This window comes from Oceanisphaera litoralis (assembly GCF_016907015.1).
GTDB lineage: Bacteria > Pseudomonadota > Gammaproteobacteria > Enterobacterales > Aeromonadaceae > Oceanimonas > Oceanimonas litoralis.
Genome location: NZ_JAFBBE010000004.1, coordinates 1 through 13,359 on the forward strand (window position 1 = coordinate 1; position 13,359 = coordinate 13,359).

General features: G+C 60.4%; 14 protein-coding genes and 2 tRNA genes. 6 read left to right on the forward strand and 10 right to left on the reverse strand.

All coding sequences use genetic code 11. The features are described from left to right. From HNR62_RS03015 to HNR62_RS03025, 3 genes are all read right to left on the reverse strand, one after another. Window positions 1-527 (reverse strand): aminopeptidase P family N-terminal domain-containing protein (locus HNR62_RS03015; RefSeq protein ID WP_204794622.1); only part of this gene is annotated, 527 nt, incomplete at its 3' end. 270 nt (window positions 528-797) lie between these two features. Continuing rightward, complete coding sequence (gene lpxH / locus HNR62_RS03020) at window positions 798-1,535, reverse strand: UDP-2,3-diacylglucosamine diphosphatase (protein WP_204794623.1); 738 nt, start codon at window positions 1,533-1,535, stop codon at window positions 798-800. A gap of 91 nt (window positions 1,536-1,626) precedes the next feature. After that, window positions 1,627-2,124, reverse strand: a complete 498-nt coding sequence (locus tag HNR62_RS03025) for a peptidylprolyl isomerase (RefSeq protein WP_204794624.1) — start codon at window positions 2,122-2,124, stop codon at window positions 1,627-1,629. A gap of 151 nt (window positions 2,125-2,275) precedes the next feature. Here HNR62_RS03025 and cysS point away from each other — a divergent pair, with 151 nt between their 5' ends. Next, on the forward strand, window positions 2,276-3,655 hold the full coding sequence (gene cysS / locus HNR62_RS03030) for a cysteine--tRNA ligase (protein ID WP_204794625.1): 1,380 nt from the start codon (window positions 2,276-2,278) through the stop codon (window positions 3,653-3,655). Window positions 3,656-4,044: 389 nt separating this feature from the next. Next, the gene (locus HNR62_RS03035; RefSeq protein ID WP_204794626.1) at window positions 4,045-4,389 is read left to right on the forward strand and encodes a hypothetical protein; all 345 of its coding nucleotides are present in this window, start codon (window positions 4,045-4,047) and stop codon (window positions 4,387-4,389) included. 91 nt (window positions 4,390-4,480) lie between these two features. Here HNR62_RS03035 and HNR62_RS03040 read toward each other — a convergent pair whose 3' ends face one another. Next, the gene (locus HNR62_RS03040; RefSeq protein ID WP_204794627.1) at window positions 4,481-5,299 is read right to left on the reverse strand and encodes an ion transporter; all 819 of its coding nucleotides are present in this window, start codon (window positions 5,297-5,299) and stop codon (window positions 4,481-4,483) included. A gap of 34 nt (window positions 5,300-5,333) precedes the next feature. After that, window positions 5,334-6,191 (reverse strand): bifunctional methylenetetrahydrofolate dehydrogenase/methenyltetrahydrofolate cyclohydrolase FolD, encoded by an 858-nt coding sequence (gene folD / locus HNR62_RS03045; RefSeq protein WP_204794628.1) that lies wholly within the window; start codon window positions 6,189-6,191, stop codon window positions 5,334-5,336. A 186-nt stretch (window positions 6,192-6,377) separates the two neighbouring features. Between folD and HNR62_RS03050 the strand changes: the two genes are divergently transcribed. Together HNR62_RS03050 and HNR62_RS03055 are read left to right on the forward strand one after the other, a co-directional pair. Then, window positions 6,378-6,454, forward strand: a tRNA-Arg gene (locus HNR62_RS03050). Window positions 6,455-6,460: 6 nt separating this feature from the next. Continuing rightward, window positions 6,461-6,536: transfer RNA gene (locus HNR62_RS03055), tRNA-His, on the forward strand. Between the two features lie 230 nt (window positions 6,537-6,766). On the opposite strand, the gene HNR62_RS03060 is transcribed toward HNR62_RS03055, so the two are convergent. Genes HNR62_RS03060 through pspA form a run of 5 tightly spaced genes read right to left on the reverse strand, consistent with a single transcriptional unit; the run spans window position 6,767 to window position 10,524 of the window. Then, window positions 6,767-7,831 carry a TIGR01620 family protein gene (locus HNR62_RS03060; protein ID WP_204794629.1) on the reverse strand — a complete coding sequence of 355 codons (1,065 nt, stop codon included), beginning with the start codon at window positions 7,829-7,831 and terminating at the stop codon, window positions 6,767-6,769. Further along, on the reverse strand, window positions 7,828-9,246 hold the full coding sequence (locus HNR62_RS03065; RefSeq protein WP_204794630.1) for a YcjX family GTP-binding protein: 1,419 nt from the start codon (window positions 9,244-9,246) through the stop codon (window positions 7,828-7,830). The genes HNR62_RS03060 and HNR62_RS03065 overlap by 4 nt, the downstream gene beginning before the upstream one ends. Then, the gene (pspC, locus tag HNR62_RS03070) at window positions 9,243-9,641 is read right to left on the reverse strand and encodes an envelope stress response membrane protein PspC (protein ID WP_204794631.1); all 399 of its coding nucleotides are present in this window, start codon (window positions 9,639-9,641) and stop codon (window positions 9,243-9,245) included. The genes HNR62_RS03065 and pspC overlap by 4 nt, the downstream gene beginning before the upstream one ends. Further along, window positions 9,626-9,859, reverse strand: coding sequence for an envelope stress response membrane protein PspB (gene pspB / locus HNR62_RS03075; protein WP_204794632.1), 234 nt, complete (start codon window positions 9,857-9,859; stop codon window positions 9,626-9,628). The genes pspC and pspB overlap by 16 nt, the downstream gene beginning before the upstream one ends. Next, window positions 9,859-10,524, reverse strand: coding sequence for a phage shock protein PspA (gene pspA / locus HNR62_RS03080; protein ID WP_204794633.1), 666 nt, complete (start codon window positions 10,522-10,524; stop codon window positions 9,859-9,861). Before pspA ends, pspB begins: the two co-directional genes overlap by 1 nt. Before the next feature lie 228 nt (window positions 10,525-10,752). Here pspA and pspF point away from each other — a divergent pair, with 228 nt between their 5' ends. Beyond that, on the forward strand, window positions 10,753-11,754 hold the full coding sequence (pspF, locus tag HNR62_RS03085) for a phage shock protein operon transcriptional activator (protein ID WP_204794634.1): 1,002 nt from the start codon (window positions 10,753-10,755) through the stop codon (window positions 11,752-11,754). Between the two features lie 2 nt (window positions 11,755-11,756). Further along, window positions 11,757-13,358, forward strand: coding sequence for an ABC transporter substrate-binding protein (locus HNR62_RS03090; protein WP_204794635.1), 1,602 nt, complete (start codon window positions 11,757-11,759; stop codon window positions 13,356-13,358). Window position 13,359 lies beyond the last annotated feature (1 nt).

Below are 13,359 nucleotides of genomic sequence, written 5' to 3' on the forward strand. Positions count from 1 at the left end.
ACATCGGCTACGCGAGCACCCTGCTTGATCAGGGCGATTTCTTCCGCCGACTTGAACATGCGCATCTTCATGGTGGGCACGCCGATATCGACGAAATCGGCTTCCGGCAGCGCGGCCTTGAGCTTGTCCAGGGCTTGCAGGTTGATGTGGTCGAATTCCACGCCCACGCGCCTGGCGCCGCCGATCAGCGACTTGACCGCATGGAAGAAGTTGTCTTTCTGCCAGTCGGTGTACACCAGGTTGTCACCCAGGGCGTTGCGGCGGTACGGCTGGCCACCGTCGATGTTGGCGGTAATGGTAGTGTGAATGTGCTGGGTTACGGCCAGGCCGTAGTCCCGGCCGAAGCGGCAATAGACGAAGTCACTGAAGTAGTTGATGTTGTGATAAGAGGTAAACAGCACGGCGTCCACGTCGTTGGCGGCCATGTAGCTGCGCAGCTTGGACTGACGCGAGGCCATTTCTTCGTTGGAAAACATGCCCCGGACTTTGTCGCCGTTGGGAATATTCAGGGTCTGTGGCATTTGCATGATAAGGCTTCCTTCCTCTATGACAGTAACAGGGTTGACTGCGCCGCTGTAACAACCGGGCTTCGCGCATATTCCGATACTAGGCCTGGCCTCGTCATAACAGAAATGAATGTTTTAAATATCCTCATTAATTATGTTAATAATGTGTTGCTCGCCGGTAAATCAATTAATCCACAGATAGGGCTTCAATCCGCATTCAGCCAGCATTCAGCCCCTGCAGTGAGTAGCCGCCGGCGGCGATGATGCGCGCCAGCCCTGTTTTTCCTGGCTTCATCTTGCCTGCTCGAAAGCCCGGCTCTGCAATTCCACCCCTTGGGGAGTCACCACCAGCACGCTGCCCTGGGTGTACCAGTCACCGAGCACGATGCGTTGGGCGGGCGCGTCCCCGATATAAAGCTGATGAATGGCGGGTCTGTGGGTATGGCCGTGAATGAGCGAACGCACCCGGTAACGCCGCATCAGGCGCTCGACCTCGTCCTGATTCACGTCCATCACCTGCATCACCTTGTTTTCCTTCGACTCGGCGCTTTTACCGCGAATACCGTCGGCAATCCGCATCCGCCGGCTCAGTGGCAAGCACAAAAACAGCCACTGCAACCAGCGCCAGCGGGTGATGCGGCGATAGCGCTGATAACCGGCATCGTCGATACAGAGGGTATCGCCGTGCATGATCAGGGTCGGCTCGCCGTAGAGGTCGATCACCTGGTGCTCGGGCAGCAGCGTCATGCCCGCCAGGCGGGCAAAGCGGCGGCCGACCATGAAGTCCCGGTTGCCGTGAATGAAATACACGGGGGTGCCCTGCTCGCTGCAGGCTCTGAAGGCCGCGGCCACGTCGTCATTCAGTGCGCTGGGCTCGTCGTCGCCGATGGAGAATTCGAACAGGTCTCCCAGCACATACAGGGCCTCGGCCCGGTTCGCTTCCTCCCGCATGAAGCGCAGAAAGGCGGCGGTAATGTCCGGGCGCCCGGCGCTCAGGTGCAGGTCGGCAATAAAAAGGGTTTGGGACATTGAACGGGGTTCCTGGGTACAAAGACGACAATGCCCGCCATGGCGGGCATTGTTACAAGACAGATAGGTTGCAAGACTGGTAACGTCAGGCTTATTCGCTGACGGTTACGCCGGTGATCAGCACGTCGTCCATGGGCACGTCCTGGTGCACATAACCGCGAGTACCGGTGGCCACACCCTTGATCTTGTTGACCACGTCCATGCCTTCCACCACTTCGCCGAATACGCAGTAGCCGTAACCCTGGCTGGTGGCAGACTTGAAGTTCAGGAAATCGTTGTCGTTGACGTTGATGAAGAACTGGGCGGTGGCGGAATGCGGTTCCATGGTGCGGGCCATGGCGACGGTGCCAACCTTGTTGGACAGGCCGTTGTCGGCTTCGTTCTTGATCGGGGCACGGGTTTCCTTTTCTTCAAAACCGGGGCCGAAACCACCGCCCTGAACCATGAAACCGTCGATAACGCGGTGGAACAGGGTGTTGTCGTAGTGGCCGTCGCGGCAGTATTGCAGGAAGTTGGCAACGGTTTCCGGAGCCTTGTCGGCGAACAGATTCAGGGTGATGTCGCCGTGGCTAGTGTGCAGTGTGACCATAATAGTTATCCAGATAATAGGTTCAGAGCTCGATTTTAGCGCAAGCGGCCGCTTTAGCGAACCCCTGCGGTCGCAAGGCTTGCACCGAATGGCCATTAAAGGTTCAATAGTGCCGTTATCTCTACCTCACACCTCACCAAGACGTGGAATCATGCTGAAAATCTACAACTCCCTGACCCGACAAAAAGAAGAATTCGTCCCTCTGGTGCCCGGCAAGGTCGGCATGTACGTCTGTGGTGTCACCATTTACGATCTCTGTCATATCGGCCATGGCCGTACCTTCGTTGCCTTCGACGTGGTCACCCGCTATCTGCGCTATCTGGGTTTTGAGCTGACCTTCGTGCGCAACATCACCGACATCGACGACAAAATCATCAAGCGGGCGGCCGAAAACGGCGAAAGCTGCGATGCCTTGACCAAGCGGCTGACCGCCGACATGTACCGGGATTTCGACGCCCTGCACATTGCCCGCCCGGATATCGAACCCAAGGCGACCCAGCACATTCCAGAAATTGTCGCCATGGTCCAGCAGCTGATTGAAGATGGTCATGCCTATGTGGCCGACAACGGCGACGTGCTGTTTGCCGTGAGCAGCTTCCAGGACTACGGCAAGCTGTCGGGCCAGGATCTGGAGCAGTTACAGGCCGGCGCCCGGGTCGAAGTGGAGCAGAGCAAGCGCAACCCGCTCGATTTCGTGCTGTGGAAACCGTCCAAGCCCGGCGAGCCGAGCTGGGAATCGCCCTGGGGACCGGGTCGTCCCGGCTGGCACATCGAATGCTCGGCCATGAACGGCAAGCACCTGGGCAAGCATTTCGACATTCACGGCGGTGGTTCCGATCTGCAATTCCCCCATCACGAAAACGAAATTGCCCAGAGTTGCTGTGCCAACCACAGCCCCTATGTCAACACCTGGATGCACTCGGGCATGGTGATGGTGGATCAGGAGAAGATGTCCAAGTCACTGGGCAACTTCTTCACCATTCGTGATGTGCTGGGCCATTTTGACGGCGAAACCATCCGTTACTTCCTGCTGTCCGGCCACTACCGCAGCCAGCTCAACTATTCGGATGACAACCTGAACAAGGCGCGCAGCGCGTTGGAGCGCTTCTATACCGCCCTGCGTGGTCTGCCGGTGGTCGAAGCGGCCGGTGGCGAGGAATTTGTCACCCGTTTCAGAACGGCAATGAACGACGACTTCAACACCCCCGAAGCCTATTCGGTGCTGTTCGATCTGGCCCGCGAGATCAACCGCCTCAAGGGCAAGGACGACACCGCCGCCGCCGGTCTGGCCGCTCGCCTGCGCGAGCTGGCCGGGGTACTGGGTCTGTTGAGCCAGGATCCCGACACCTTCCTGCGTGGTAACGCCGGGGCCGACGACGACGTCGCCGAGATAGAGCGGCTGATCCAGGCGCGCCTGGATGCCCGCAAAAACAAGGACTGGGCCGCCGCCGATGCGGCGCGAGACAGCCTCACCGCCATGGGCATAGTGCTGGAAGACGGCCCGGAGGGCACCCTCTGGCGCCGCAAGTAAGGCATACTGCGGGCTGTTCGCGCTCGGAACCTAATGAAAAAATGATTCAGGGCGCCATCATTGGTGCCCTGTTTCTTGGCTCGGCCATCACCCCCGCACCGCAGCAGGATCCGTCTGCGTCGCTGCGACCCTGGACACCTCAAGGTTGCCTCTTTTACAGCCGCCAGATGACAGCCTTCGTCATATCTGTCGCTGCCTGCCCCGCTCCGCTTGCGTCATTCCGGTTCGCAACCTGTCATTAATATCTGATTTATATGGTTATTTTTAAATGACCCCGTGTTTTTAAATCATTGATCACCTGTTGTTTCATCACCGTCTGCGCTATTACTAGTAGGGTAAAAACACCACGGCGGTCCCGGCCGCAGACTATCCCCAATGAGGAGCAGAAAATGAAGAAATCATGGCTTAACATAGTATTACTGACCTCTGTTGCCGCCTTTGGCCTGGCCGCCTGCGATAACCAGGGAGGCGCGGAGCAAGCCGGCGAAAAGATGGATGAAGCCATCGAAAACGTGCAGCAACAAAGTCAGGACATGGCTGACGACACCCGGGAAACGCTGGGCATGGAAGAACAGGGCACCATGGAAGCAATGGGCGAGCAGCTGGATGAAACGGCCGAAAGCATCAAGAACGCCGCCAGCGAACAGGCAGCGGAAATGGAGCAGGCCATGGATGACGCCGCCGCCGAAGCCGACCGCAAGCTGAACGAACTGATGGAAGACACCCAAGAGTAACGGGTCGACACCCGGTCATGCACACTCGGTCATGAACACACGGCCATGAACAAAGGGAGCCTCGGCTCCCTTTGTTTGGTTATGCAGCCTATTACTCCTGCGGGACTTCCATTTCTCCCCCGCAATATTTGCAGTAATCGGCGTCCTGATCGTGTCCGCCCCTGTCACACTGGGGGCAGTGGCGAAGATCGTATTCCCGCCGCATTTCCCGCCCCAATTCGGCACTGAGAATACCGGTGGGTACCGCAATAATGGCGTACCCCATCAGCATGGTGACGGAGGCAATGGCCTGACCCAAGGGGGTTTGCGGCGTAATGTCGCCAAAGCCGACCGTGGTGATGGTGACGATGGCCCAGTAAATACTGATGGGTATACTGGTAAAACCGTGTTCCGGCCCTTCCACCACATAGAGCAGAGAGCCGAACAGGGTCACCAGAATGAAGAGGCTGCTGAAGAACACCAGTATTTTGCGCCGGCTCTGATTGAGCGAGCGCAGCAACACATTGGCTTCATTGACGTAGCGCATCAGCTTGAGAATGCGGAAAATCCGCAATACCCGCAGCAGACGGATGATCATCAGGAAACTGGCACCGGGAATGAAAATGGCCAGATAGGTCGGCAGCACCGCCAGCAGGTCGATAATACCGTAAAAGCTTCTGACGTAGGCGAGCCGGTTCTGGGAGCAATAAATCCGCACGCCGTACTCAAGGGTAAAGGCCAGAGTAAACAACCATTCCAGCCCGGACAGCAGGTTGCCGTACTGCGCACGAACCGAACCTATCGAGTCCAGCAGCAAGACGGCGATGGACAGCAGTATGGTGACGATAAGGGCAATATCGAAGCGGCGGCCCGCCGGGGTTTCGGTGCCGAAAATTACCGTGTAGAGCACATCCTTGTCGGGCCACTGCATCGGTTGTCCTTACTGACTGTGTTACGGGGAGTGGTTACTTGTCGTGATAGCGCTCGCAGGAGATCAGGGTGTTTTCAATCAGGGAAGCCACCGTCATCGGACCCACGCCGCCGGGCACGGGGGTAATATAGGAAGCGCGCTCGGCGGCCACCGCATATTCCACATCGCCCACCAGACGGCCGTCGTCCAGCCGGTTGATGCCCACATCGATCACCACGGCACCGGGTTTGATCCAGTCACCGGGAATAAAGTGCGGCTTGCCCACCGCCACCACCAGCAGATCGGCCCTTGCCACCTGCGCCTTGAGGTCTTCGGTGAAGCGATGGCAGGTGGTGGTGGTGCAGCCGGCCAGCAGCAGCTCCAGCGTCATGGGGCGACCGACAATGTTGGAGGCGCCCACCACCACGGCGTTGAGGCCATGGGTCTTGATATGACTGCGCTCGAGCAGGGTGATAATCCCCTTGGGAGTACAGGGCCGCAGCGCCGGAATCCGCTGGGCCAGACGGCCGACATTGTAGGGATGAAAGCCGTCCACATCCTTGTGCGGATGTATGCGTTCAATGACCGGGGTGCTGTCGATATGGGCCGGCAGCGGCAGTTGCACCAGAATACCGTCGATGCTGGCGTCCTGGTTCAGCTCGTCAATCAGTTCCAGCAATTGCTGCTCTGTGGTTTCCTTGGGTAAATCGTAAGACTTGGAAATAAACCCGACCTCTTCACAGGCCCGGCGTTTGCTGCCGACATAGACCTGAGAGGCCGGATTGGCACCTACCAGTATCACCGCCAGGCCCGGCGCGCGTTTGCCCGCACGGATTCGTTCGGCCACTCGCTCGGCCACCTGGTTGCGTACCGCCTGTGCAATCGCTTTTCCATCGATTATTTGAGCTGACATCTGCGTTGATTCTCACCTTTATAAACCTGCGGCAATTGTCGCATTTTTTCCCGGCTTTGATAAGCAAGCGCCTGCGGCTTTCGTTCGGTCCCCCCGGCCGGATAAAGCCGTTGACCGCCGCAAGGCAAATAGGTATCATCCCGCCCCGTTACGCCGCAGCCTTGCTGCCGCTTAATGTCAGAAAAAGCGCCCTTAGCTCAGCTGGATAGAGCACCCGCCTTCTAAGCGGGTGGTCGCAGGTTCGAGTCCTGCAGGGCGCGCCATCTTTGGTGACCGTAGCTCAGTTGGTAGAGTCCCGGATTGTGATTCCGGTTGTCGCGGGTTCAAGCCCCGTCGGTCACCCCAGTTTCTGCTTGCTATCCCTTCTTTGTTTCCCCTATTCCAGATTTCCCTATTCCAGCTCCTGTTCTGACGGTCTTTACCATCAACGTCATCTATTGTGCAAGTGCGCAGGCATACAGGTGTGCAGGTTCCACCGGCTAAGGCGACGGCTACAGCAATCCTGAAAAAATCCGCAGGCCCCGGTTGATCGAGGCAACAGCAGAGATTCCCCGACGGCAACAGGCCGACAGCGCTCATGCCTGCTCGCTGCGGGTCATCAGCCGGGCCACCTTGTCGACCAGAGCCCGGCGAATGCCGCCCAGCTGTTTTTTCTCGTCACCCTGCCAGGGCACGGGTCGGCACAGGCTCATGGTCTGCAGCCCCAGGCGGGCGGTCAGCAGACCGGCCCCCACCCCCTGCCCGGCCCGGGCCGACAGGCGCCCGGCCAGCTCCAGCCCCAGCAAGTCCATACCGGCGTCGAGGGCCGCTTCCGATACCCCCACATAAAGCATATGGTGCAGCACCTGACGGAGCAGTCGCAGTCGGCTCAGGCCGCCCAGACGAATGCCGTAGCACTGGCTGATGTCTTCAATCATCTTCAAGTTACGCCACAGCACCAGCAGCATGTCTACCGCCGCCAGGGGGCTGGCCGCCACCATGACCGCCGCTTCGCCGGACCATTTCAGCACCCTTGCCCGAGCCTGTCGGTCCTGTACGCTCAGCACCTGCCGGCTATAGAGCGTCAGCACCTCGGCGTCCTGCTCCTGGTCGGTCAGGCCCAACTGCCAGGTCTGATAGGCATCGGAACTGTCCAGGCCGCTGCGTGCAGCCAGTTGCTCGCAGAATGCCCGGGCCTGACCAGTGCCCTGCTCCGCCAGCAACCGTTCGGCTCTTGCCTGCTGACGGGATACCCGGTCCAGGGTACGCAGCAGCCTCAGCTCGCGCCACACGCGGCCCAGTGCCGCCAGCGCCAGCAGCAGTATGGCCAGGCTCCAGGTCAGGCCGAGCAGGCGATTGTCCTGCCAGGTCTGCCACAGACCGAGGGCGGAATGCACCAGCAATAACGTCAGCAACAGGCCGATGCCGCTCCACCACAGCCAGTGCCGACGGCCGGGCCGCAGGCCCTCGGCCAGCATCGGCTCCGGAGTCTCGTCCAGGGCGATAAAGTCGTTCTGCTCCAGTTGCTGGCCGGGGCGAAGAAATTCGGACTCCGGCTGTTGTTGGCCTTGTTGCCGATCTTGTTGCCGACCTGATTGCCGACCTGGTTGCTGCGATGGTTTCAGGGGCTGATCCAGGATCACCTTGCCTTTCAGACTCACGATAATTTGTCTCCCAACAGGAACGCCAGCGCCTGATCCAGGCGCAAATGGGGCAGCGGCTGTTCCGGCCGCCACTCGGGCGGGGCGAATTCGGTGAAGTCGAACCCCTGCTGCTGCCAGAAGGCCGCTTCCGGCAAGGACTCGGGGACGTCGCCCGGGTACAGGGCCACCGCTTCCCGATTATCCAGCCGCCGGCCCTGCAGCGCCGGTATGGTCTCGCCTCTGTGGCTGACCTGACCGCTGCTGGTAGCGCGAATGGCCGCCAGCGCCAGGGTATGAATGTCGATCCCCGACAGCCGGGCATGGCGGTGGCCGCCCCGCACCAGGGTGCCGAGCAGGGTGGCCAGCCGGCCGTGCTGATCCGGGGTCAGATGATCGGCCTTGGTGGCGGCAAACAGCAATTTATCGATGCGTGGCGCAAACAGGCGCTGCCACCAGCCGCTTTTGCCGTACTCGAAGCTCTGCAATATGGCGCTCAGCGCCCGGCGCAGATCGGTAAAGCTGTCGGGGCCGCGATTGAGCGGCGTCAGGCAGTCCACCAGCACTATCTGGCGGTCGAAACCGGCGAAGAAGTTCCGATAAAAACCCTGCACCAGGTGCTTTTTGTAATGCTCGAAGCGCGCTTCCATCATGCCGTAATGGTGGCTGTCATTCAGCCCGCCCGGCACCGGATCCCACACCCAGGGGACAAACTGCAGCATGGGCGCATCCCGGTATTCGCCGGGCAGAATGAAACGCCCCGGTTGCACCAGATAGGCACCACACTCGCGCTTGATGTCGTGCAGCCATTGGGTATAGGCCGCCGCCAGCGGCGCCAGTTTGCCATCGTCGGCGAGGCTGTCGGCGGCAAGGGTTGCCCCGGCCTGCATCCAGGGCCGGGCCAGCCCGGCCAGCACCGGGGTCTGCAGCAGCTGTCGCTGTTGCTCGCTCCACTGGCCATAACTCATGCCCAGCAACGGCAGATCCAGCAGCCATTCGCCGGGGTAGTCGACAATTTCCAGATAGAGGGTGGCGGTATCCTGCAGCCTGCGCTTGAGCCGGTTTTTGGGTCGGTAACGAATGGCGAGGGTGATTTCGCTGATGCCGCGGGTCGGCTCGGGCCAGCAGGGCGGCGTGGCCGAAAGCTGACCCAGCGCCGCCTCGTAACCGAAGGCCGGCACATGATGATGGCGACTGGGCACCCGCTGTATGCCGAGCAGCCGCCCTTCCGCCGCCGGCGGCCAGTGCGGCAGCCGGGCATCCAGCCCGGCGTGTTCCAGCTGGTTGACCAGGCTGGTGATGAAGGCGGTCTTGCCGCTACGGCTCAACCCGGTTACCGCCAGCCGCAGGCGTTGGTCCAGCCCGCGCTGTACCCAGGCACCGGCCTTGTTTCGCCAATGTGAGTTGCGCCACTGAGCCAGTGGCGTCCTGCTCATTTGTGTTTACTCAAATCATTGAACTCCCGTCGCAGACGAAACTCCCGCGAGGTCAGCAGCTGCTCCATTTTTGCCACCCGACCATTCAACTGCTGCAACCGGCTTTCCAGTCGGGTCAGCGCCTCTTGCGGCGACAGGCCCGACTGCCAGCCGGCGGCCTTGACATGCGCCTGCCTGGCCTCTTCCGCCTCTGCCGCCGCCGGCCTGTCTTCCAGCAACAGCCAGGCGGCAATATACAACACAAAGGTCAGAAAACTGGCAAACACCAGGCCGGTCAGCGCCAGCACCCGCACCAGCCAGGGCTCGACTTCGGCCTTGCGGGCAATGCCGGCACAGACACCGCCGAGTTTGCCGTTGCGCTTGTCGCGATACAGATTTATCAAGGTTGACGCCATCCGGGGACCTCCTGATCCAGCAGCCGCTCCAGGGTGCTAACCCGTTCGGCCAGCTGTTCGGTTTGATGCAGGCTCTGCTCCAGTCGCTGACGGGCGGTTTCACCCAGGCCCTCATCGAGCCGGCGCTTGCTGCGATAATGCAGCACCAGCCAGATGGGCACCACCAGAAACAGAAAGATATTCAGGGGGGCCACCAGGGCCCAGGCCAGTTCCGACATCAGTGCTCCTCATTCTTGTTCATTTTGGCTTTCAGCTTGGCCAGCTCCTGGCTGATGGCGTCGTCCACCTCCAGTTCGGCAAACGACTGCTCCAGTCCCTTGCTCTGACTGTACAAGTCTGCCCGGGCTTCCAGCTCGTCTATTTTTCGTTCCATGCGATCGAATTTGTCGATCGACGAGGCGGTTTCGCTGTGCCGTACCCGCTCCTGCACCTTGATGCGGCTCTGGGCGCTGCGCTCGCGCAACTGCATCGCCTGCTGGCGGGAACGGGCGTCGACCAGCTTGGCTTCCAGGGCACCGATGGCCTCCGACAGCTTGTTGATGCCTGCTGCCACTGTTTCGTGTTCATGCTCCAGGGCCTTGAGCAGCTCGCTCTGCTTGCTCTTTTCCAGCAGCGCGGCCCGGGCCAGATCGTCACGCTCGCGGCTCAGGGCCAGCTCCGCCTTGCCCTGCCATTCGGCCACCCGCTCCCGGTGCCGTTCTATCTGGCGCAGCACATCTTTTTTCTCGGCCAGAAAACGGGCCAGATTGGATCGCTCACGCACCAGCTCGTCTTCCATTTCCTGAATGATAAGCCGTACCATTTTGGGCGGATCCTCGGCCTTGTCCAGCAGGGAGTTGAGGTTGGCGTTGATGATGTCCGCCAGTCGGGAAAATATGCTCATGGTGCTGTCTCCTCGCTACATATCATGGGGCAAGACTCGGATGTCTTGCCTTCCTTCTCTTAACTTTACAAGTTGTATGCACAAGACGTTACAAGTTATATGCCAAGTCGACATATACCACTAATCATTTGAAATATAGATAAAAACCATAAGCAGGCATCACTCGGGCATTGGCCGACCTCGGTGAATAAGGCTATTATCTAGCAAATTTCGCCACCCGGGTGTGCCATGACGGACAATGAGCTGATCGGTCAGTCCAATGCCCTGCTCTCGATACTGGAGCAGGTGTCGCTGCTGGCGCCGCTGAACAAACCGATACTGGTGGTGGGCGAGCGCGGCACCGGCAAGGAGCTGATTGCCCACCGGCTGCATTATCTGTCGCCCCGCTGGCAGCAGCCCTTTGTTTCCCTCAACTGCGCCACCCTGGCCGAGACCCTGCTGGAAAGCGAGCTGTTCGGCCATGAGGCCGGCGCCTTCACCGGTGCCCGGAAACGTCATCAGGGTCGTTTCGAACGGGCCGATGGCGGCACCCTCTTTCTCGACGAGCTGGCCAGCACCAGCCCGAGGGTGCAGGAGAAACTGCTGAGGGTGATCGAATACGGTGAATTCGAACGGGTCGGCGGCAGTCAGCCGGTCCGGGTCGATGTACGGCTGGTCTGTGCCAGCAACCGGGATCTGCCCGGATTGGCCCAAAAGGAAGACTTCAGGGCCGATCTGCTTGATAGACTGGCCTTCGATGTGGTTACATTGCCGCCCCTGCGGGCCCGGGATGACGATATTCTGCGCCTGGCCGAGCATTTTGCCGTCACCCTGTGCATGGAGCTCGGCTGGCCGCTGTTTGCCGGTTTCAGCCCGGCCGTGCGCCGGCAACTGCTGGCCCACCCCTGGCCGGGCAATGTCCGGGAGCTCAAGAACGTGATTGAGCGCAGCCTCTATCATCATGGCCGACCGGAGGTGGCGCTGAGCGAGCTGTACCTGGATCCCTTCGCCTCGCCCTGGCGCCCGGCAACGCCAAGCCGGAACCATAGCGATACCGGGCTGCCGCTCGATCTCAAGGCGCATCTGGCCCGGGAGGAAGTCCGGCTGCTCGGGCTCGCTCTGGAACAGGCCCGATATCATCAACGGCAGGCGGCCGAGCTGCTGGGCCTGAGTTATCATCAGTTGCGTGGCTTGCTGCGTAAATATGCTTCCCTGCTGCCAACCGGCGAGCAGGAAGACCCCAAGGATTAGGCATGCGTTTATGGCTCTGGAGTCTGCTGGCTACCCTGCTACTGGCAGGATGTGACGGCGGCAACCGACAACTGGCACAGGAAAGTCTGCTCTATTGTGTAGAAGGGACCCCGCTCACCTTCAACCCACAACTGGTTACCTCCACCGAAACCCTGGACGCCACTGCCCATCAGCTCTACGACCGGCTGCTGGATATCGACCCGGACAGCCAGCAGCCGATACCGGCGCTGGCCACCGAATGGGAGCGCAGCGACGACGGCCTTCGCTATCGTTTTACCCTGCGCCCCGGCGTGACCTTCCATGATACCGACTGGTTCAGCCCCGGCCGGCCACTGACCGCCGACGATGTGGTCTTTACCTTCTCCCGCCTGATTGACTCAGACCACCCCTATCATGCGATAAGCGGGGGCCGTTATCCCTTTTTTGACAGCATCGGCTGGCCGGCGCTGGTCAGCGAGATACAGGCGCTGAACGAGCACCAGGTGGAATTTGTGCTGACCCGCCCCAACGCCTCTTTTCTGACCAACCTGGCCACCGACTACGCTGTGATACTGTCGGCAGAATACGGGGCCCAGCTGCTGGCGACGGGGCACCCCGAGCGGCTCGATCAGCAGCCGGTCGGCACCGGCCCCTTTCTGCTGAACCTGTACCGACCCGACGAATTTATCCGCTATCATCGCCACCCCGGCTATTGGCGCGGCAGCACCCGGCTGGCCCAGCTGGTGTTCGACATTACCCCAAAATCATCCAAGCGACTGGCCAAGCTGCTGACCGGCGAATGTGATGTGATGGCTCATCCGGCCACCAGCCAGCTGTCGGTGATTAAACAGCACTCCGAGCTGGCCCTGAGCCAGGCCACCGGCATGAACGTGGCGATACTGGCGCTCAATACCCAGAAAGCGCCCTTCGATGACCTCCGGGTGCGCAAGGCCTTGAGTCTGGCGCTGAACAGAACCGATGTGCTGCAGGCCGTGTATTTCGACATCGGCTCGCTTGCCGAGTCGCTGCTGCCACCCGTGTCCTGGGGCCATGACCCCAACCTCTTGATGCCGCTGCCGGATCAGACTCGGGCCCTGTGGTTGCTGGAACAGGCCGGCCTGAGCGATGGCTTTGACATGACCCTGCTGATCCCTTCTGGCGCCCGTACCTACAACCCGGACGGGCTCAAGACCGGCCAGCTGATCCAGCGCCGGCTGGCCACGCTGGGCATCCGGGTCAAACTGCTCGGCCTGGAAGAGCAGATTCTGCGTCGAAAGCTGCTGGCAGGAGAACAGGAAGCGGTGCTGACCGGCTGGTCGGCCGACACTCCGGATCCGGATAATATGCTGCGCAACCTGCTCAGCTGTCAGGCCATAGCCGCCGGCACCAACGCCAGTCGCTGGTGTCATCCGCTGTTTGAACAACAGCTGGGTCTGGCGCTGACCGAGCCGCAACTGGAGCGTCGCATTGGTCACTATCAGCTGGCGCAGCAGCTGGCCTATCAGGACATGCCGATGATACCGCTGGTGCACAGCCAGCGGCTGCAGGCCCATCGTAAACAGGTCAAGGGATTGCGCCTGTTACCCTATGGCGGTGTCGCCTTTCATCAGGCCTACAAGGAGTAAC

Coding starts and splice junctions, on each gene's coding strand:
- lpxH (WP_204794623.1), bottom strand. CDS start 1,535: ATGTCCCAAACCCTTTTTATTGCCGACCTGCACCTGAGCGCCGGGCGC.
- HNR62_RS03025 (WP_204794624.1), bottom strand. CDS start 2,124: ATGGTCACACTGCACACTAGCCACGGCGACATCACCCTGAATCTGTTC.
- cysS (WP_204794625.1), top strand. CDS start 2,276: ATGCTGAAAATCTACAACTCCCTGACCCGACAAAAAGAAGAATTCGTC.
- HNR62_RS03035 (WP_204794626.1), top strand. CDS start 4,045: ATGAAGAAATCATGGCTTAACATAGTATTACTGACCTCTGTTGCCGCC.
- HNR62_RS03040 (WP_204794627.1), bottom strand. CDS start 5,299: ATGCAGTGGCCCGACAAGGATGTGCTCTACACGGTAATTTTCGGCACC.
- folD (WP_204794628.1), bottom strand. CDS start 6,191: ATGTCAGCTCAAATAATCGATGGAAAAGCGATTGCACAGGCGGTACGC.
- HNR62_RS03065 (WP_204794630.1), bottom strand. CDS start 9,246: ATGAGCAGGACGCCACTGGCTCAGTGGCGCAACTCACATTGGCGAAAC.
- pspC (WP_204794631.1), bottom strand. CDS start 9,641: ATGGCGTCAACCTTGATAAATCTGTATCGCGACAAGCGCAACGGCAAA.
- pspB (WP_204794632.1), bottom strand. CDS start 9,859: ATGTCGGAACTGGCCTGGGCCCTGGTGGCCCCCCTGAATATCTTTCTG.
- pspA (WP_204794633.1), bottom strand. CDS start 10,524: ATGAGCATATTTTCCCGACTGGCGGACATCATCAACGCCAACCTCAAC.
- pspF (WP_204794634.1), top strand. CDS start 10,753: ATGACGGACAATGAGCTGATCGGTCAGTCCAATGCCCTGCTCTCGATA.
- HNR62_RS03090 (WP_204794635.1), top strand. CDS start 11,757: ATGCGTTTATGGCTCTGGAGTCTGCTGGCTACCCTGCTACTGGCAGGA.